Raw genomic sequence first — 20,142 nt, 5'->3', positions numbered from 1 at the left:
TCAAATCCATCTGCTGTTGTTGTGGGAAATTCGACGGGGAAAATCCCCATCGTCCTAAACCTTTAAAAAAACAAATTAAGTATGGAAGATTTAAATTTCAGAAAAGGTGATGCAAAAACCGATGTATTTGGTTCAGACAGAATGTTACAACCCTCTCCGGTAGAGAAAATCCCTGATGGACCAACGACTCCTGAAGTTGCCTACCAAATGGTTAAAGACGAAACATTCGCCCAGACTCAGCCACGTTTGAATCTGGCTACTTTCGTAACCACCTATATGGATGAATATGCCACCAAACTGATGAACGAAGCCATCAATATCAACTACATTGATGAGACAGAGTATCCGCGTATCGCAGTAATGAATGGCAAATGTATCAACATAGTTGCCAACTTGTGGAACTCTCCTGAAAAAGATACTTGGAAAACCGGAGCATTGGCCATCGGCTCTTCCGAAGCCTGTATGCTGGGTGGTGTAGCTGCCTGGTTGCGCTGGCGCAAGAAAAGACAAGCCCAGGGCAAACCATTCGATAAACCGAACTTTGTTATTTCGACAGGTTTCCAGGTTGTTTGGGAAAAGTTCGCACAGTTGTGGCAGATCGAAATGCGTGAAGTGCCTTTGACTCTCGATAAAACCACTCTCGACCCCGAAGAAGCTTTGAAGATGTGTGACGAAAACACAATCTGTATCGTACCTATCCAAGGTGTTACATGGACAGGACTGAACGATGATGTTGAAGCATTGGACAAAGCACTGGATGCTTACAATGCCAAGACCGGTTATGACATTCCTATCCACGTAGATGCCGCAAGTGGTGGTTTCATCCTTCCTTTCCTTTATCCGGAAAAGAAATGGGACTTCCGTTTGAAATGGGTACTTTCTATCAGCGTATCCGGTCATAAGTTCGGTCTGGTATATCCGGGACTCGGCTGGGTCGTTTGGAAAGGTAAAGAATATCTGCCCGAAGAGATGTCATTCAGCGTAAATTATCTGGGCGCCAACATCACTCAGGTAGGTTTGAACTTCTCCCGTCCTGCTGCCCAGATTCTCGGACAATATTACCAGTTTATCCGTTTAGGATTCCAGGGTTACAAGGAAGTACAATACAACTCATTGCAGATTGCCAAATACATCCATGACGAAATCGCCAAGATGGTTCCGTTCGTCAACTACTCCGAAGAGGTTGTGAACCCGTTGTTCATCTGGTACTTGAAACCGGAATATGCCAAAACAGCCAAATGGACTTTGTACGATTTGCAAGACAAACTGTCTCAGCACGGTTGGATGGTTCCTGCTTATACATTGCCTTCCAAACTGGAAAGTTATGTAGTAATGCGTGTCGTTGTCCGTCAAGGATTCAGCCGCGACATGGCAGATATGTTGTTGGGTGACATCAACAACGCTATCGCAGAACTCGAAAAGCTGGAATATCCGACTCCTACCCGTATGGCACAGGACAAGAATCTGCCGGTAGAAACCAAGATGTTCAACCATGGCGGCCGCCGTCACAAAACAGTAAAAAAATAAAAGAACTATGGATAAAAAAGTAACACTCGCTCAATTGAAAGAAGTGGTACAGGAGGCATACGACCAGGTAAAAACCAATACCGGCGGCAAGAACGCCGACTATATCCCTTACCTGGCAAATGTCAATAAAGATCTCTTTGGAATCAGTGTCTGCCTGCTCAACGGGCAAACCATCCATGTAGGAGACACCGACTACCGCTTCGGCATAGAATCCGTATCCAAAGTACATACGGCAATTCTGGCATTACGCCAATATGGCGCCAAGGAAATCCTGGACAAGATCGGGGCCGATGCAACGGGCCTGCCTTTCAACTCAATCATCGCCATCTTACTGGAGAATGACCATCCGTCCACTCCATTGGTAAATGCCGGTGCCATTTCTGCCTGCAGCATGGTAGAGCCTATCGGTGATGCTGCGAAGAAATGGGATGCCATCGTAGGAAACATAACCGACTTGTGCGGTAGCGCTCCCCAGTTGATTGATGAATTGTACAAGTCCGAATCGGATACGAACTTCAACAACCGCTCCATCGCCTGGCTGCTGAAAAACTACAACCGTATCTATGACGACCCGGATATGTCGTTAGACCTTTATACCCGCCAGTGCTCACTGGGAGTTACCGCACTGCAACTTTCTATCGCAGCCGGAACAATCGCCAACGGCGGTGTAAACCCTGTAACCAAGAAGGAGGTGTTCGATGCCAGTCTGGCTCCAAAAATCACTGCCATGATTGCCGCAGTAGGTTTCTACGAACATACCGGCGACTGGATGTACACTTCCGGTATCCCTGCAAAAACAGGTGTAGGTGGCGGCGTAATGGGGGTATTGCCCGGACAATTCGGTATCGCTGCATTCGCTCCTCCTTTGGATGGTTCGGGTAACTCTGTAAAAGCGCAGTTGGCTATCCAATACATCATGAACAAACTGGGTCTGAATGTATTCGGTCACAATCATATCACCATTGTCGACTAAAAGACTTTCCTGATAAAAAAGTAAAGGTTACTATCCCGCGATAGTAACCTTTTTCCATTCCCCTTATCCGGCCAAAAGCTCATACTTGAGGGCTTTGGCGAATATCATCATCCTTGCGTATTTTGTATCGCAGGTTTCTCTGTTGCAGCCGCTTTCTGCTCAGCAGCCTTTTTCTGCTCTTCTTGTGCTTCGTAATATTGCTTTTTCCGTTTGTTGGATTCCTGAATCAGATTCGTGATATAGACTGTAAAAATCGGGAACATCATCATACCCAGAGCTGCCAACAGTACGGAAAGCACTCTACCGGTAGTCGTCACCGCAATTATATTCGACCCGACGGTAGTCACATCCATAAATGCCCACCACAAGGCATCTCCATACCCATGAACCAGCGGATTCACTTTATGTTCGAGCACGAAAAACGCAAGACTGGAAAAATAGACCGTTGCCAACAACATAGTCAGATAAGAGATAAACAAGCTCGAAGCCCGGTTGTACGTCAGCCAGCCGACCACAATGGCAAGCGCATATCCGCCCCTCAGCAAAGGAATAAAACGGAGAAAATAAGTAATCTCCGGAGAAAACGTCCATCCGTAATAGGCAATAATGTTCTGATAAGGGATGGCTACCAGCAAGAAGATGAAATGTGTCCGTAAATAACGTCCTTTGTGCTTTGCCAGGAAAAACTCCAGTACAAAATCGAAAAGAAACCAAAGACAAATCCATAACTGAGTCTTCATGTACGACGACTGTGTATAAAAAGGAATTCCTTTAAAAGTATCCACAGAAATACTGATAACCAGAAAAAGGGACATCACTAATATAATAAGGTGAAGAATGCCATAAATCCCCTTTTTCCCTAAGATAAAATCCGAAAGTGCTGATTTCATAACTACTTAGTTTATAATAAAATGATTCTTGTATAATGTATAATGTGTAGAAACAATCAGAGAAAGCGATTGTTTCGTGACAAGCCATTTTGAGGGTACAATATATTCGATTTTACGATGTTAATTAACGAACTTTGAAAGATATTGCGGGAACATCTCACGCAAAATGTTGTTATATCACTGACTTTAAAATATTTTTCACTTAAAACCTTAACTTATGGCAAATATTAAAAATGCAGTGAAGCTGGGGGTGTTTACCCTCGCTATCATGAACGTTACGGCAGTAGTATCATTGCGTGGACTACCAGCCGAGGCCGTATACGGAATGAGTTCGGCCTTCTACTATCTTTTCGCAGCTATCGTCTTTCTGATTCCTACATCGCTCGTCGCAGCAGAGCTGGCGGCTATGTTTCAGGATAAGCAAGGTGGTGTGTTCCGGTGGGTAGGCGAAGCCTACGGTAAGAAACTGGGCTTCCTTGCCATCTGGGTACAATGGATTGAGAGTACAATCTGGTATCCTACAGTATTAACCTTCGGTGCCGTATCCATCGCCTTTATCGGAATGAATGACGCACATGACATGTCACTGGCTAACAATAAGTATTACACTCTTGTCGTGGTACTTATCATTTACTGGCTGGCAACTTTCATTTCTCTGAAAGGTATGAGCTGGGTTGGTAAAGTAGCCAAAGTCGGCGGTATGGTCGGTACGATTATCCCGGCTGCCTTGTTGATTATCCTGGGTATCATCTACCTGGCAACCGGCGGACAGTCCAACATGAACTTCGACAGCAGTTTCTTCCCTGACTTTACCAACTTTGACAATGTCGTTCTTGCCGCCAGTATCTTCCTGTTTTATGCCGGTATGGAAATGGGCGGTATCCACGTGAAAGACGTAGAAAACCCATCCAAGAACTATCCGAAGGCAGTATTTATCGGTGCACTTATCACTGTTCTTATTTTCGTTCTCGGTACTTTCGCACTCGGTGTTATCATCCCTGCAAAAGACATCAACCTTACTCAGAGCCTGCTCGTCGGTTTTGACAACTACTTCAAGTATATCCACGCTTCCTGGTTGTCACCCATCATCGCCATTGCCCTTGCATTCGGTGTATTGGCAGGTGTATTGACATGGGTTGCCGGTCCGTCAAAAGGTATCTTTGCCGTAGGTAAGGCAGGTTATATGCCCCCGTTCTTCCAGAAAACAAACAAGCTGGGTGTACAGAAGAATATCTTGTTCGTACAGGGTATCGCTGTTACCGTATTAAGCCTGTTGTTCGTAGTAATGCCTTCCGTACAGAGTTTCTATCAGATTCTGTCACAGTTGACAGTTATTCTTTACCTTATCATGTATCTGCTGATGTTCTCAGGAGCTATCGCACTGCGTTATAAGATGAAAAAGCTGAACCGTCCGTTCCGTATCGGTAAATCCGGTAACGGTTTGATGTGGTTCGTCGGCGGACTCGGATTCTGTGGTTCATTGCTTGCCTTTATCCTCAGCTTCATTCCGCCCAGCCAGATTTCTACAGGTAGCAATACTGTCTGGTTCTCCGTACTGATTATCGGTGCAATCATCGTTGTCGTTGCTCCGTTCATCATCTACGCTTCCAAGAAACCGTCCTGGGTAGATCCTAACTCTAACTTCGAACCGTTCCACTGGGAAGTACAGGCTCAACCTGCTACTGCTAATGTAGCTACCGGAAGCACCACTGCAAGTACAGCCGCCCCCAGTACCACAACTTCCCATACCAACGCTTCAAGCGCTACTCCATCAGGCAGTCCCACTGCTTCGAACGGAAGTTCCGCTTCAAGTAAAGCGTCTTCGGGAAGCGGAGACACGAATAAGGATGCACCTAAATCATAAAGACTAAGCGTACATCCTGTTTATGAAAAAAGTAATCCCGCTTCAGCTATTCGAAAAAGCCAAAGCGGGATTATTTTTTATCCAAAGACGGATTCATCCCTGTATCTTTTGCTGTATGCCCTGTGGCAGTATAAACCAGAAAGTGGAACCTTTATCCAATTCGGAATCCACTCCGAGACTCCCACCTAAATTCTTGATAATCGTTTGCGAAAGCGCCAGTCCAAGCCCTGTCCCCTGCACTTCACGATCTAACTTAATGAAGCGCGAGAATATCTTATCCTGTTCCTCTTCAGGTATGCCGATACCCGTATCGGACACATAAAAACGCACATCTTCCGTACCTTCCATATGACAACCAAAACGTATTTCGCCCGATTCTGTGAATTTCATCGCATTATGCAACAGGTTCGTCACCACCTGAATAATACGTTGCTGTTCCGAATACAGCATAATCGGTTGTACTTGCGCCTCGCAAACCAGTTTTACTGCAGACTGCCCGTTCATCTTCATTCTAAAGACTCCCTCCAGTTCCCGCAGTAAATCATTTGCGTCAAATTCCGAATATTGGAAATTCACCGCCCCCGCTTCTATTTGCGAAAGGTCGAAAATATCGTTGACAAGACGTAGCAAGCGTTCATTGTTCTCTGTGATAATGTCGGCATATACCTTCTTTTCTTCTTCACTGGCAGCCGACACGATTAAACCGGAAAATCCGACAATAGCATTCAGCGGTGTACGCACTTCGTGGCTCATATTGGATATAAAGGCAGATTGTAACTTCTCGACAGAGATGGAGTGTTCTTTTTCAATAGTCAACAGTCGCTGCATATTTCTCAACTCCGTCACATCATAAACAGTCAGTACCATATAATCCTCACCACCAATTTCCAGATACGTCCCCGAAACCGACACATCACAAGGAATCACTTTCTTTTCGTCTTCACTCAGCAATCTCATGGAAGCATCCAATTTTTTAAAGTCTGTTTTGTCACGGAATGCCTTACTGATATTTGTACGGACACAGCAAAATTTGCATTGTTCATGCTTGCCACACTCGCCTGCCGCAATCGCATTCCGACAATGCAGCAAGTCCCCAACTCTTTTGATTGTCCCGTCTACCGGAGCCGAAAGGCCGTTCAATGAATAATAATTGGTATCGCTAACCACAAAATCTCTATCAATCAACAGAAAGTAAGCATTGATATTCTGTAGAATCATGGACGGGATTCCGACTTTATCGAGCTCCGCCTCTTTGGCACGTATTTCTTTCCGGATTAATTGGAACTTCAGTAGCACACAAATGAGAAATATTGCTAAAACAGCTATGACAAAAACAGTTAATGCCGCCATGATAATAGAAGATTTTAATATTGCTTGAATTGTTTTTACTGTGTAAAAGTATGAAATATACACCATAAAATCAGCATTTATCTACATATTTCTTCACTAAAAACTGCTACTATTTTTTCCTATACCAGAAATTGACGAAAATTTCTTTCAAAGTTATTGTGGTATTAAAAAATATACTTATCTTTGCACCCGCAAACGAGAAAGGTGCCATAGCTCAGTTGGTAGAGCAAAGGACTGAAAATCCTTGTGTCCCCGGTTCGATTCCTGGTGGCACCACTATCGATTCGGTAATTTCTCGGAACCCATTGAAATTCAGTCATTTCAATGGGTTTTCTTTTATACTCCAATACGCAAATTCTAGCCGATTCGAGTATCTGGAAATGTCCCATTCGGTGGCTTTTTCAGAGTCCCTTTAGAAAACCACCGATTGCACTATATTTCACTCATTTACAATAATTTGCGCCAATCATTTTTAGGAGCAAAAACATACTTTTGCATACCTGCTTGAATGTAATGGAAACAGCGAAAAAAGAAAAGCAAAAAAGATTCTTCCTTTACTGACAAATATAAGATGAAGGAAAACAAAGAGAATCTTAAAACTAAAAAAAACGGTGGTTTTTCAGACCATGTCTACCAAAAAGCCACCGATTTTAACTTTTTTACCGACTTCCAACTCATCTTTCAAGTTGACAGAATAACTAATTGTATTTACCAACTTAAAGAAAAAAGGTTATGAAACAAGGAACAATGAAGATTCTGTTTTTCGTTCTCAAAACGAAATTATTAAAAAATGGTGAAGCACCTATTCTAATGAGAATCACAATTAACGGTCAATACGAAGAAACACGAATCCAAAGAAGCGTTCCTCTCAAACTGTGGAACGCAGCCAAAGGATGTAGTAAAGGAAAAGACCGGGCTTCCAATGAACTCAACAGTTATTTATCTGAATTAGCCACGCGAGCATTGGAAAAGTATAAGGAACTTATACTGGAGCAGGCAATATCCACTCCCTCCTTAATATTAAAACGTGTATTCGGTAAGGATACGGAAATGCGTACCCTGCTTGGAGCAATACGACAAGAAATCAAGGAGATGGAGAAAGTTGTGAATATTGACTATGCACCAGTGACCATCAACCGTTACAAAAATGTACTGAAAAAACTCGAAAATTCCATTCCTACATTTTATGACAAAGAAGATATTACTTTCCATGAACTCACTCCGGAATTCATAAAAGCCTTTGACCTTCATTTAAAAACAGAAGTCGGTTTATGCCGCAACACTATTGTACGATATATGAAATGTTTCAAGAAAATCACAAATATGGCACTGGCAAAAGGTTGGATGAAGAAAGATGCGTTTTATGGATACAAAATGGAACAGGATGAAACAGCTCCTGTATTCCTCACATATGACGAATTACAGACCGTTATGAATAAGGAATTCACTATACCCCGACTGGCACTGGTACGGGATATTTTCATTTTCGCCTGTTTCACCGGTCTGGCATTTGTCGATGTGTCCACGCTCAAAAAAGAAGATATGGTGCAAGATAATAATGGAGACTAGTGGATCAGAAAAGGAAGAATCAAACTGATGCATCGGCGTAAAGCATCTTCAATCTGTAACATACCTCTACTTCCCGTTCCGCTTGCCATACTAAAAAAGTATGAAAATAATCCTGTCTGTATCAAAAAAGGATATTGTCTCCCAGTTCCCTGCAATCAGAAAATGAACAGCTATCTCAAAGAAATAGCAGATTTCTGCGGGATTAAAAAAAATATCACCACTCATACTGCCCGGCATACATTCGGGACTACCATTACGCTCGCTAACAATGTACCCCCACAAGATGTATCGGTTATGCTTGGGCATGCTTCCACACGAATGACGCAACATTACGCACGAGTAATGAATGCAAGCCTAAAGAAATCCATGATTCATGTTAAGGAGCAATTGACACAATAAATTAACGTGAGTTCGACAAATTCAAAATAAGGCAAGCTGTATATCAATTGTTCTCGTAACATTGATACACGGCTTCTTTGGAAAACAGCAGTATGCTGCGATTGCACCCAAGAGGTTGACAATGAAATTATCAAAGGTTCTATGTCTTGAATGTTCCACTTGTGATATATTCCTGAGTTCGTCATTAACGGTTTCTATAATGGTTCGTTTCCTAAGAAGGAGTTTGTCTGAAAGTGACATCAACGTTCCTTTCATATTGCTTTTTAACTTGGTTATAAGCTGTATGCCATTGACAAACAATCTTTGAAAGAGGTTCTTGCATACCCGTAAAGGAGTACTGTCAACGAAACTGATGCCTGTACATTTGCCTAAAAGTATCTTTTTGATAAACAAAGCCAACGGGATGGCCACCTCTTTTCCAATTCCACAAAGCGGTTATAAGAGACAGCCTTTGAAAAAAGGTGGCGCATATACATGCAGACCTTTTCTTGATAGAAATGAGGCTGTCTCAAAATAGAAAAATGAGGCAGCCTTACTTATAATCTGTAAGTTGAAGTATAAGAATCCCCTTATTTTAGCCTTATTTCCTTAATAAGAAAGGGCAAAATAAGGGGATTTTTCTAAAGAGATTTCAATCTATAAGTTTTTCGTTCTTGAAATTCTATTTTGAGACAGCCTCTTTCTATTTACACAATCAGATGGATAGTCCCATCCCGATATTAGGACATCATCTTCATATGCCATCGTATTTTTTTAAGACATTTATTGAATATCCCTATATTGATATAATAATCAACAACTTATAAAGTCATTTCTGTGATAATCTACGATAATTCGCGTTAATCTTGTGTTTTATTATTCATTATAAACCCATACACATTACCGGCAAAATCTGTTACATACAAAGCGTTTCCCGCAATAGATACTGTAGAAAATATGGGTACACCGGTTTGGTATTTCCACAGCAGTTTGCCATTTATACGGTTCAATGCATACAGTATTCCGTCAGAAGCCCCAAAGAAAATAGTATCTCCAACCAACACTGGACTAGTCTCTACAGTTGAAGATGATGGTTTAGAATAAGGAGATGTATAAATCAAAGCGGGGTTTGTTTTAAAATTCCATTTCTCTTCTAAGGTCTGCTTGTCTAAAGCTATGACTCCATTAGTAGCTGTTCCAAATATTATCTCGGATTCAGTAATTAAAGGAGTTGAATTCACATCGACCGAACAATTCATTTTTTTACGTACTATAATCTCACCGTTCTTTGAATTCAATATAAAAAAGGAATGGGAAGAAAGAAGATAGAGATTCTCTCCTTCCCAAGCAACAGAGGCCGAACGATATTTTAATTCCGCATCTTTATTCTCCCACAACAACTCACCATTAACTGCATTATTGGCATACAACCCCTTCCAGTTTGCATGCCCAATCAGAATATTATGTCCAAGAGAAAGTGTTGCCACGCATCCCTCCCCCCTGCTCCAAGCTCCATTTTTCCAAATAAGTTCCCCCGTAGCTGCTTTCAAGGCACATAAGGATTTTCCTGTACCGGCATATACTACATCCGAAGCAGCAACCAGCCCGTCATTCAAAGGAGGAAGTACACCGATATTTAAATCTTTTTCCCAAACCAATGTCCCAGTTTCTGCTTGAATCGCATATAGGTAACCATGTACATCTTGGGCAAAGACCAGTCCATCAGCAATCGCAATGCTACTGCGTACAGAGCCACGAAGTGAATACCGCCAACAGACTGTTCCATTTTGCGCATCCATACACACTACAGCCGCTTTCCCTGATTCATTATCATCGACCGATGCCGTAAAGAGACATTTCCGATATACCAAAGGAGCAGACATAAAAATAGAAGCGCCTACATTTTTAATCCATGACAACCGCAAAGGCAATTGTTTCCTTTCAGGCTTTTCATAAAAAAACGAACGCCTGCATCGCCTTACCTCTCCATTATTGAAAAATGCCTCCACTATTACAGTAAGCTGCCGATGTTCCCATTGAGAAAGCAAAGGAATTTCCGCATACCAATTGAAATCACTCTGACGTTTCAAAAGATTGGAGGAAAGAACTTTTTTACCTTCCGATTCACACCAATAACGCATGGTTCGTATTGGGGAAACCGTAGAGTAGGCATTGACGGACAAAGGAATCTTTCCGGAAGGAAGTGTTGGCAGCTGTCCATTCTCCAACGAAACAATATGTAATGAAGGAGACAGATAACTGTATCGGAACTCGGACGCCACGTTTCCCTCTGTATCAACAGTCAGTACACGAAAAGCAGAAGGTGCATGGTCAATACCACCACAAGCAGGCGTAGAGGTACAGATAGTATACACCCCTGTCACTTTATGCTTATGCACATGATTTACGTGCCAGTGACCGTACAACCAAGCTTTCAATCCCATAGCCGGTAAATCTATATACTCCGTATCACTCATACCATATTTAAAAGCTACCGTATCTTCCGGCAGGCTATGATTGAAAACAATGATCGACTTCTCCTTGCCTACATAAGCAAGATCATTTTTCATCCAGCGATATACATCTTCCTTAGTATACTCCGGTAAATAATCTCCATGAAGCATAGGTGTCATTATGTAATGTGTATTCCCCACATCAAATGAATAGAATACCGGTCCGTAGAGTTTCTCGAAAAGTTCTTCCCCATAAGCACCTTTCACCAAGTCATGATTGCCTATTCCATAAAAGATTTGCGTGTCTTCCATCAAAGCGGTATTCAGCAAGCCTATATGACTGTTCAGTCCCGATTCATAACAAATATCCCCTGTATGCACGATAAAAGCTATTTTCTCATTGGCCGAATAGTCACGGAGATTATCCACCCACGCTTGATTCCCTTCTTTTCCACGTATTTCTGTATCAGAGATATGTATAAACCGGTGACTACCGTCAGCTTGAATTCCTCCATAACAAGGATATACCGGAAAATCGTATTCCGTACGACCGTTCTCTATCCGGTAATAGTAGGCATTATCAGTCTTATATCCGGAAGGAGTAGTAATAAACAGAAAATGCATACGGGAATGTCCGGGCAATTGATATGCGCCATTTGAATCTGTCTGTACCACATTTAACCCATCGGAAACAGAGACCCGATGCAATCGTTTTTCACCTTCATCGAGGAGACCATTTCTGTTCTCATCAACGAAAACCTTTCCTGTATATTGAGCCATAGCTTGTAAAGTCATACTACCCAGCAAACCAATAGCCATACAGTATTTCATGTATCTACTCACCTTTAGCCATTTGAATACTGACATCAGTCTGCCCCTCTACTTCTATTGTTTTATCGGCAAATCCTTTTTTCGAGAAAATAAGTCTGCCATTATCTTTCACCTTGATAGTATATGTGCCCCGATAGTCAGTCAACGCACTTTCACCGGATTCTTCGGACTGGACTTTCACTCTGGCAAGCGGAGTTGCCTGTATATCACGGACAGTTCCTTTTACTTGAATCACTTTTCCATCTGTCCGTGATTTGAAAGAAGTACCGGACACCGTCTGTCCTCCCTTTCCGGAAGAACCGATATACACCGGAAGGTTGAAATAAATCCGGTCGGAAGAAGTACCTACCTGTAATTCAAATTTGCCCGATTCGAGATAACGATTGCCCAAATCATCTGTCAGATAAAATTCATGAACAGGAATCATTATAGTCGTTTCCCGTGTCTGTCCGGGAAGTAAATCTACTTTTCTGAAACCTTTCAACTGCTTCACCGGTGTCATCACCGAGCTGACCACATCTCGCATATATACCTGTATCACCTCTTTCCCGGTTCTTTTCCCCGTATTTTTCAATTGAACAGTCACACAAACGGTATCATTAGCCTGATAGAGTTCCTTATCTGTAACAGCTTTCAGATATTCAAATTGAGTATAGCTCAATCCATATCCAAATGCCCATAGCGGGGAACTATTTGAGAAAACATAATCTCTTCCCGGCTTTTCATAAGTTCCCGGCTCTTTATAATATCCTTTATCCGTAGGCAAATAGTTATAATAGACAGGGAGATGCCCCGTACTTTGCGGAAATGAAAAAGTCAGTTTTCCGGAAGGGTTCACATTGCCAAACAAAATATCCGCAATAGAGTTTCCTTCCTGTTCGCCAGCATACCATTGCGCCAATATCGCCGGAATATTCTCTTTCACCCAAGGTATGGCAAAAGGCTTTCCTGCCACCAATATAACAACCACCGGCTTTCCCACAGCAAAAACCTCACGTATTAATTGTTCTTGTGCACCGGTCAAAGAGATATCACTCAAATCGATTCCTTCTCCGCTAGTAGACGGCTCTTGAGTATGACGTACGAACGCTGTACTCGAACTCCCCACAAATATCAAAGCAACATCACTATGACGGGCAGCATCCACAGCCTCCGCTATCCCCGAAGTATCCAAAGAAGCCAAAGAACATCCTTTAGCATAGTTGATTTTCACCCTATCACCCAACAAGTTTTTGATTCCTTGAAGCGGTGTCACTCCATCTTCTTTCTTTTTACTCCAGGTATAATCTCCAAATTGTACATTATCCGCATTAGGACCAATCACCGCTACTGACTTCAAATTCCGAACATTCAGCGGCAACAACTGTCCATCGTTCTTCAGCAATACGGTCGATTCGTCTGCAATCCTACGTGAAAGTTTCACACTTTCTTTCGAACGGAGAGGAAGCCGATAGACTGCTTGTTCCTGATAGGGATCTTCAAATAACCCCAATTCAAATTTAGCACGAAGCACTCGTCTCACGGCCTGATCGATATAGCTGATATCAAACTCTCCATTCCGTATTTTATCAGCCAGCACTGCATAGCAAGAGCTGGAAGCCTCCACGTCCATTCCGGCGGTCAAAACCTGCCGGGCCGCTTCGAAATCATCCACCGCCGTCTTATGGAAAGTCTTCAGCATACTGACAACTCCCCAATCCGAATAAACATATCCCCGGAAACCAAATCTATTGCGCAAAATATCCGTCAGCATAAAACGAGAAGCAGAATTAGGAATTCTATTCCAAGAATTATAACTGGACATGACAGCCATAATTTCAGTTTCAGCAAGCACAGCCTCAAATGGTTTCAAATAAATATCAAATAAATCACGTACACCACACTCCACCGAAGCCAGATTCAATCCACCCAAAGGATTACCATGCGGACCGTAATGCTTCAACATCGGAGAAATTCCATGTTCCATATATCCTTTTACCTCAGCAACCGCCATCTTTGAACAAAGGAAAGGATCTTCACCAAAAGACTCTTCTACACGTCCCCAACGTAAATCACGTACAACATCAATACAAGGTGCCAACACTTGCTTCACTCCCATCGTATTCAGTTCGCCTGCAATATGTTTAGTCTTTTCGTAAGCCAGTTCTGGATTGAAAGTACTCCCCATCGCGATATTCTGAGGGTAGATAGTTGTTCCCTCATGCACCACTCCATGCAAAGATTCGGCAACCGGAAATCCGGGAATACCCAGACGTGTTTTTTCTACCATATAGGTTTGTATCTCACGGAAAGTCTTACGACAGCTTGCAGCCGTCAATGGAAAACCTTCAAAGAACCCATATCCTATTCCACCGCACATCTTATCCAACTTCTCTTGATTCAGGATCTGTCCATCGAACACATCCCACGAATGCAAATGACGAATCTGAGCTATCTTTTCTTCCAGTGTCATCCGGCCCAGCAAGTCATTCACTCTTAGTTCTGTAGGAAGAAGTGGATTCTTATAAGAAAATGATTGCTGTGCGTTAACTGTAAGTATACAGCCCAACATCGCCACTAGTACGAGGCCTATATATTTCTTCATATTCTCTTATTTTGGTTAATCTATTTATCTAAGTTTAAACTTTACACTACTACGAATATCGGCTGAGGAGGCTCCTATTAAAGCTCGAAATTCTCCCGGTTCCACCACCCATTCGTGTTTCTCATCGTCATAATATTCAGTGCATAATGTTTCACACATACAGCTACTCCGTTTTTCTGTACACCTTTTATGTAAGGTACTACCATACGGGATGCCCCAAATGGGTCTTCTCCCATATATTCGAAATTCCGGCCGTTCAGCGGGCTACGATAGATATTAACTCCCGGCCCCAATAGGACATTCTTATTGCGGTAGCGTGCTTCTTCTCCAATATTGCTTCCATATATATAAGATAATTCGGGATTCCACGTAGCCGCCAAACAGGTTAATGCCGGAAAGGCAATACAAGAATCATTCGTCCACTTAGCTATATTCCATTGATCCCAAAGCAGTTCTTCACGTACATCGTGTGGACCATCAGACATCCAGTTTTCAGGAATCCCTAAACGAAGAACACCGGGAGAACTGAACTTAGATTGGGCATGGGTCATTACCGCTTTTTCTTCCAAAATCATGCGTGCCAAAGCATTCTTCCACACGCTTCTCTATAGGTTGATTATTATCCAAATAAATGGGAACCTCTTGCTGCTGTGCAAAACTACATATCGTCCAAAGACCCACTGCTCCTAATATCCATACTTTCATTATATATTACTCAAACTTGGGTTTATGCTCCTTGGGGTAGCTGAAGGTATTATTCATTACCCAGCGACCCTTATAGATTTTAGCGCCGTAGATGTTAAATAGTTTCTTACCTTTCTCGTTTATCAGACCATCAGACCACCACTCGGTAGTAGGATACAACATCAGTACCCCGTCGGCACTGTTACACACACTCTTCACAGCGTAAAGCGGGTAAATCAATTCAGCTTTGTTATTCTTTATATCATATTGCCACACATTCTCATTAGTAGTGATCCATAGCACATCGATCTTGTTATACACGGGAAAAAGGTCATGCCCGCACGATTCGGTGTTGGGTAATTCGAAGATTACGCTTCGATCTTGCAATCTAGGTTCCTTGCGGTTGAAATTGTACTTATAAGTACACAATTTAATCCCTTCGGTGGTGTAAAGCAACTCTCTTTGGAGATCCCATACCACGTTGTGGGCACTAGGAAGCTCGTAAGAGGCAAACCACTTGCCCGTTCCTTTAATAGTATCAGTCATAAATGTACGTAACTTACCATCGGTAGACGATACAGCCACGAGATTTCCATCGGGCAAAATCTCTGCGGAGTGTGGATTTTCACCCACATACGCATAATACATCAATTTACTGTCGGCAATACGTATAAGAGCTACAGCACCACCTGATGCAGTCATCAAGATATACTGATTGTTGAACACTGGCTTAACCTCACTAGGATTGTGAAACCATGTTTGACAATTGGAGGGTACACCGGCCTTCTCCGGATTCCAACTCCATACAGTACGATAAGTGGAAGCATCGAGTATCACAACTGACTTAGAGGCTTGCTCGGCCAGTACAATTGCTTTGTCAGGAAGCGTAAAAGGGGATTGGGAATTTGCTTCGGATTCATCGCTGGAACTACAACAAAGGAACAATATCGCACACATAGCGGCATATAAAATCTTTTCCATTATTCTATTTTCTTTTAAATCTATTAAGTCGGCTTTATACAATTACTTCTTTTCTATAATCAACATACTGTTGGTAACCTTACGGGGTACCCGATCATCGGCCGGTGTATTCAAAATAGGAAAAGTCGGCTTCCCACCATCATTCACCTTTCGGATTATAAGCGTAGTTGATCCTCCTCCGTCAAGGTTGATAGCATTATAGCATCCCACAGCCTTCATCATAGAAGCCAGATGGGGCAAAGTAAGTCCCAATGCAAAGAAAGAGTCTTTTCGACGACCGTCCACCACAAATATATACATGGTCTTTCTATCTTGAGAAAGCCCTACACTAGTACGCGGATGGGTATTCTGCAAATCACCCATTTCTTCGTAAGAATTTTGAACCACCCCATCTTTAACTAATAGTCCATATCCTCCCAACGCATGCAACAGATTGGCTTCGTGAGCCAACGCCTCATCAGCTTGTCCCACATAGGTCTCACCATTTTTCAGTTGATACAACACCTCATCGTGCCCTTCAAAATACTGCGAATTAATACACACTCCGTCCTTATAGAAAACCCCCATAACACGACGTGTGTCAGCATAATAATCACCATTCACACCCAGCCAAACAGTTTTGCCGTTTGCCTCGGCCGCAAAAGCATGAATCGGGAGAGGCGCACTAGATTCAGGCCCTGTTGCCGGTACATTCTTATCGTCTTTTGTAGCCGGAGTAAAAGTAAGTTTGTTTAAGTCGATTGTAGCCACGAAAATATGCTGAGACTCTCCAAACGTTTTAAAAGCCAATTCATTCAGTTTTACCCCATCACGCACTACACTCTCGTTATCTAAAGTCACATCATTGGCCATACCAGATTCAACCAATTGCCGTCCTATGGCGGTTTGTGGCATAGCCTCTTCAGAATTACTATTAGAACAAGCACAACTAAAAGATAATATCAGTGCTCCCAATATAAACTTCATTGTTAAGAATTTACTTTTCATATTATTTTTAATTAGGTAAACAAATAAAGAAAGCAATTCTTTATTATGAACTATAGAGAATTGCTTTCTATATTACACTATATTTTATTTATTGGCTTGCCACTCAAATGCACCGATATCAATTCCAGCGTTTGATATACGAGCACCTCCTTGAATATCAAGTAGCAAGTTCCAATCTTTTACCACAGAGTTCAAACCAGCATCAACCAACGGAGAGTTCTCTGTGGGCTGATAGTTCTTACCTGCTACATCAGCAAATTGAGGACCATCGGTAGCGGCATTATCCGTATTCAGATTAATACAATTAGAAACTTGAGGAGTATTTCCACCATTATAAATCCATCCGCCTTGAATAGCACAATTCTTAAAAATAGCAGCCTTGTTCTGATCCAAATAGCCACTGTGTAAATCACCTTTAGTATGAACATTACCCCATACCACGCAATTCACCATCTGGCAGGTACCAGAACCTAAACGAACACCGGCACTACTACCAGCACTTCTATTGTTGACCACAGTCACATTATATAGACAAGTGCTTTGTTGAACATTCATTGTAGAAGATGTACTTAATGTTTCGTTATCACGTATCACACAGTTAATCAATGTACACAAAAAATATGCGCCACCAGCATCACGGGCACAAGTATTATTTCTCACCACACAGTTTCTAATCATCCAATACTCATAAGCTACCAAAGCGCCTTCACCTTGTTTTCCCTTAGAGTCTACAAATTCAAAACCATCAACAACACGTGTTGCACCTTCTGTCAATTTATACATGTAAACAGAAGGCCAAACATTAGACGATGCAGCATGAAGAATAGATTTACGCTTCATGGTACGTTCAGACACTGTAGTCTCTTTTCCTTCAAAACCACCGTAAAAATTCACCTTCTTAAATTCAATCCAATCTTTCAAATAATAATCACCTGCAGCTACCCACATTTGCATATCACCATAGTGAGCACAGGCTGACAGACCTTCTTCGATAGTGCCAAACGCTCTCTCCCAGCTAGAACCATCACCATTGGCTCCAGCTTTCACATAAACAATCTGAGTGTAGAGACGCTGAGTAACATAGAGAGTATCCGATACTTCTACCACATCGCCCTGATTCTTGACAACTATATATCCTGTTCTGTCTTCAAATCCGTCGTTAGCATCCAGTTCGATAGGAATGTTTACATCCTGCACAATATCACCGCTAAACTCAGGCAGTTCACCCACATGAATCCAAGAATGAGAAACCTTACAATCAAATTGTATATTTAAAGAGACTGGAATATTAAATTGCATTCCTTTTTTGTCGGTAATCATATTTTTCTCTGTTTCGGATAAAGAAATAGACAACATCTTTTCCACATTGGTCTGAACAATTGTCAATTTGGTTTCCGTAGTTTTACCCGTGTCGGATAAAATAACACTCTTTCTTATTTCGGCCCCAGTGGTGTTCTTAGCTACTTTAACTTTCAAATGAGTATCGTCTACTTTCTTAAAGGTAAATCCACCAATCTGTTCCTCTTCTACATTCCATTCAAGATCGGTTACTACATCCAAAACAGCTTCACCACCATTAATATTAAAGTAAAGTACCTCCTTAGATAACGTAATCAATGAACCACGACCGTTTTGTTTCACAACAATGCGTTTCGACATTTGATCCATCAAACGAATCTCAATCCAGCCTTCACGCAATGCCATCTCCGGGTTCTCTTCGATTTCAGCCACTATAGAGTCGGGCAACAAACTTTGCCCACGATAGCGTTTCAGTTTAATCCATGAAGCGGAAGCTTCGGCAAACCATGGATACGAAGAGTGTAAATCAATTACCTGACGAGAAGCGACAGGCCCCATCAACAATTCATCTTGAATTTCAAGAGTTGGTTCAACGCGACGTATCAAATCGGAGTCATCACACGAAGCTATGAAAGCTACCAAGAACAACCCCAACACCTCCCTAAACCAAGCATGGAATTTCATATTATATGTATTCATACTATTCCGTTTTTTAATTAGTTTTTTCAATAACTTGCAAGCCGTTTATCACCGATCTGGCAGGATTGTCTGAAGGTTGATTCATTACCTCAAATGATACAGAACTGCCCTTTTCTACCCGACGTACCATAGTGGTAGAACCACCGCCATCCATATTGAACGCCTGGTAGCAACCAGCACCTTGACAGAGTAACATCATGTCTTCAAGACGCATACCGTTAGAATATTCGGGCTGACGACCATCAACAACAAATAGATAAACCTTGCGATTATCGGCAGATACACCTACAAAGGTACGTGGATGGAATTGCATGGCGTTGTCATTTACAGTAAAGCTCTTCACTACCTCGCCGTCTTGCACCATTCTTTGCCAACCACCAATAGCATGCACTACCTCTTGTTCTACCAATTTAAACTCGGGAACAGAAGTAATATGTGCTGTACCGTCTTTGAGCATATAGAATACATGATCAGCCTCCCAACCTATTTCAGTCTTGATGGCTACACCATCTTTGTAGAATAACCCACCAGGAATCCAAAGATCATTTTTCTTAGAATAAAAGTCGCCATTAGTTCCCAGAATCACTTTGCGTCCGGCTGCTTCGGCTTTCTCAGCCTGCACAGTTACCTGTTGAAGAATTTTACCCACCTCCGGCTTATTATCAGGTGTAGAGGTAACTATGGTCACATTCTTGTTTAAATCTACTTCCGCAATAATCATACGGGTAGGTTTGGCGCAATAGGTAAAGATGACATCGGTAATGCGTACCCCATCATACAAGTCGTAAGTTAATTCTTTTTCTACCGACTGAATGTAAGGCACATTATCGGCTATTCCTTGCATAATAGGAAGTGTGGCTCCTTTGTGAAGCTCCAATTTATCTTCACTAGAACAGCTACACAATAACATCATGAGTGACAGCATCAATGCTACTCGAAAATTCTTTGCAATGTATGACATAGTGTATTTCATATTTTCCATTTTTCTTTTCATTTACAGTAATTGACTATTTATTTCCATTGCTGTCCCATTAAAATCTAAAAGAGTTCTTTGAAATATTTGAAATTTAGTT

General features: G+C 42.0%; 12 protein-coding genes, 1 tRNA gene and 3 pseudogenes. 5 read left to right on the top strand and 11 right to left on the bottom strand.

The features are described 5' to 3' along the window. The first annotated feature begins 81 nt into the window (after positions 1-81). Both RDN93_RS08595 and glsA read left to right on the top strand, forming a co-directional pair. A complete protein-coding gene (locus tag RDN93_RS08595; RefSeq protein WP_308745123.1) occupies positions 82-1,527 on the top strand; it encodes a glutamate decarboxylase in 1,446 nt (481 codons plus the stop codon). Positions 1,528-1,534: 7 nt separating this feature from the next. Further along, positions 1,535-2,500: a glutaminase A gene (gene glsA, locus RDN93_RS08590; protein WP_308745122.1), complete on the top strand. Its 966-nt coding sequence runs from the start codon at positions 1,535-1,537 to the stop codon at positions 2,498-2,500. Between the two features lie 107 nt (positions 2,501-2,607). On the opposite strand, the gene RDN93_RS08585 is transcribed toward glsA, so the two are convergent. Beyond that, positions 2,608-3,390: a potassium channel family protein gene (locus RDN93_RS08585; RefSeq protein WP_308745121.1), complete on the bottom strand. Its 783-nt coding sequence runs from the start codon at positions 3,388-3,390 to the stop codon at positions 2,608-2,610. Positions 3,391-3,607: 217 nt separating this feature from the next. On the opposite strand from RDN93_RS08585, the gene gadC reads away from it, so the two are divergent. After that, positions 3,608-5,254, top strand: a complete 1,647-nt coding sequence (gadC, locus tag RDN93_RS08580; protein ID WP_308745120.1) for a putative glutamine/gamma-aminobutyrate antiporter GadC — start codon at positions 3,608-3,610, stop codon at positions 5,252-5,254. Between the two features lie 93 nt (positions 5,255-5,347). Here the strand turns inward: gadC and RDN93_RS08575 are convergent, their stop codons facing one another. Then, positions 5,348-6,604: a HAMP domain-containing sensor histidine kinase gene (locus RDN93_RS08575; protein ID WP_308745119.1), complete on the bottom strand. Its 1,257-nt coding sequence runs from the start codon at positions 6,602-6,604 to the stop codon at positions 5,348-5,350. A 203-nt stretch (positions 6,605-6,807) separates the two neighbouring features. Between RDN93_RS08575 and RDN93_RS08570 the strand changes: the two genes are divergently transcribed. Both RDN93_RS08570 and RDN93_RS08565 read left to right on the top strand, forming a co-directional pair. Next, a tRNA-Phe gene (locus RDN93_RS08570) sits at positions 6,808-6,880 on the top strand. Between the two features lie 456 nt (positions 6,881-7,336). Beyond that, a pseudogene (locus tag RDN93_RS08565) lies at positions 7,337-8,572 on the top strand (site-specific integrase). Between the two features lie 21 nt (positions 8,573-8,593). On the opposite strand, the pseudogene RDN93_RS08560 reads toward RDN93_RS08565, so the two are convergent. From RDN93_RS08560 to RDN93_RS08525, 9 genes and pseudogenes are all read right to left on the bottom strand, one after another. Next, positions 8,594-8,896: pseudogene (locus tag RDN93_RS08560) on the bottom strand (transposase); the annotation flags it as partial. Between the two features lie 515 nt (positions 8,897-9,411). Then, positions 9,412-11,835, bottom strand: coding sequence for a PQQ-binding-like beta-propeller repeat protein (locus tag RDN93_RS08555; RefSeq protein ID WP_308745118.1), 2,424 nt, complete (start codon positions 11,833-11,835; stop codon positions 9,412-9,414). A 4-nt stretch (positions 11,836-11,839) separates the two neighbouring features. Beyond that, positions 11,840-14,419, bottom strand: a complete 2,580-nt coding sequence (locus tag RDN93_RS08550; protein WP_270592602.1) for a glycoside hydrolase family 3 C-terminal domain-containing protein — start codon at positions 14,417-14,419, stop codon at positions 11,840-11,842. Between the two features lie 24 nt (positions 14,420-14,443). Then, positions 14,444-14,578, bottom strand: coding sequence for a fibronectin type III-like domain-contianing protein (locus RDN93_RS22085; RefSeq protein WP_349894419.1), 135 nt, complete (start codon positions 14,576-14,578; stop codon positions 14,444-14,446). Further along, a pseudogene (locus RDN93_RS08545) lies at positions 14,554-15,124 on the bottom strand (glycoside hydrolase family 3 N-terminal domain-containing protein); the annotation flags it as partial. The gene RDN93_RS22085 and the pseudogene RDN93_RS08545, both read right to left, overlap by 25 nt. A gap of 6 nt (positions 15,125-15,130) precedes the next feature. After that, complete coding sequence (locus RDN93_RS08540) at positions 15,131-16,084, bottom strand: DUF6528 family protein (protein WP_004323715.1); 954 nt, start codon at positions 16,082-16,084, stop codon at positions 15,131-15,133. Positions 16,085-16,126: 42 nt separating this feature from the next. Beyond that, positions 16,127-17,071 carry a phosphodiester glycosidase family protein gene (locus RDN93_RS08535; protein ID WP_195402029.1) on the bottom strand — a complete coding sequence of 315 codons (945 nt, stop codon included), beginning with the start codon at positions 17,069-17,071 and terminating at the stop codon, positions 16,127-16,129. A gap of 84 nt (positions 17,072-17,155) precedes the next feature. Then, on the bottom strand, positions 17,156-19,069 hold the full coding sequence (locus RDN93_RS08530; RefSeq protein ID WP_308745117.1) for a BACON domain-containing protein: 1,914 nt from the start codon (positions 19,067-19,069) through the stop codon (positions 17,156-17,158). A 13-nt stretch (positions 19,070-19,082) separates the two neighbouring features. Next, positions 19,083-20,042, bottom strand: a complete 960-nt coding sequence (locus RDN93_RS08525; protein WP_044919641.1) for a phosphodiester glycosidase family protein — start codon at positions 20,040-20,042, stop codon at positions 19,083-19,085. Positions 20,043-20,142: the final 100 nt, after the last annotated feature.

The sequence above is a fragment of the uncultured Bacteroides sp. genome, from assembly GCF_902491285.1.
Taxonomy (GTDB): Bacteria; Bacteroidota; Bacteroidia; order Bacteroidales; family Bacteroidaceae; genus Bacteroides.
The sequence above is the reverse complement of the archived record's forward strand: the minus strand, read 5'-3'. Positions and strand labels throughout refer to the sequence as shown.

What these genes read in the sequence shown, in the direction of transcription:
- RDN93_RS08595 (WP_308745123.1), top strand. Translation starts at nt 82, where the DNA reads ATGGAAGATTTAAATTTCAGAAAAGGTGATGCAAAAACCGATGTATTT.
- glsA (WP_308745122.1), top strand. Translation starts at nt 1,535, where the DNA reads ATGGATAAAAAAGTAACACTCGCTCAATTGAAAGAAGTGGTACAGGAG.
- RDN93_RS08585 (WP_308745121.1), bottom strand. Translation starts at nt 3,390, where the DNA reads ATGAAATCAGCACTTTCGGATTTTATCTTAGGGAAAAAGGGGATTTAT.
- gadC (WP_308745120.1), top strand. Translation starts at nt 3,608, where the DNA reads ATGGCAAATATTAAAAATGCAGTGAAGCTGGGGGTGTTTACCCTCGCT.
- RDN93_RS08575 (WP_308745119.1), bottom strand. Translation starts at nt 6,604, where the DNA reads ATGGCGGCATTAACTGTTTTTGTCATAGCTGTTTTAGCAATATTTCTC.
- RDN93_RS08555 (WP_308745118.1), bottom strand. Translation starts at nt 11,835, where the DNA reads ATGAAATACTGTATGGCTATTGGTTTGCTGGGTAGTATGACTTTACAA.
- RDN93_RS08550 (WP_270592602.1), bottom strand. Translation starts at nt 14,419, where the DNA reads ATGAAGAAATATATAGGCCTCGTACTAGTGGCGATGTTGGGCTGTATA.
- RDN93_RS22085 (WP_349894419.1), bottom strand. Translation starts at nt 14,578, where the DNA reads ATGTGTGAAACATTATGCACTGAATATTATGACGATGAGAAACACGAA.
- RDN93_RS08540 (WP_004323715.1), bottom strand. Translation starts at nt 16,084, where the DNA reads ATGGAAAAGATTTTATATGCCGCTATGTGTGCGATATTGTTCCTTTGT.
- RDN93_RS08535 (WP_195402029.1), bottom strand. Translation starts at nt 17,071, where the DNA reads ATGAAAAGTAAATTCTTAACAATGAAGTTTATATTGGGAGCACTGATA.
- RDN93_RS08530 (WP_308745117.1), bottom strand. Translation starts at nt 19,069, where the DNA reads ATGAATACATATAATATGAAATTCCATGCTTGGTTTAGGGAGGTGTTG.
- RDN93_RS08525 (WP_044919641.1), bottom strand. Translation starts at nt 20,042, where the DNA reads ATGAAATACACTATGTCATACATTGCAAAGAATTTTCGAGTAGCATTG.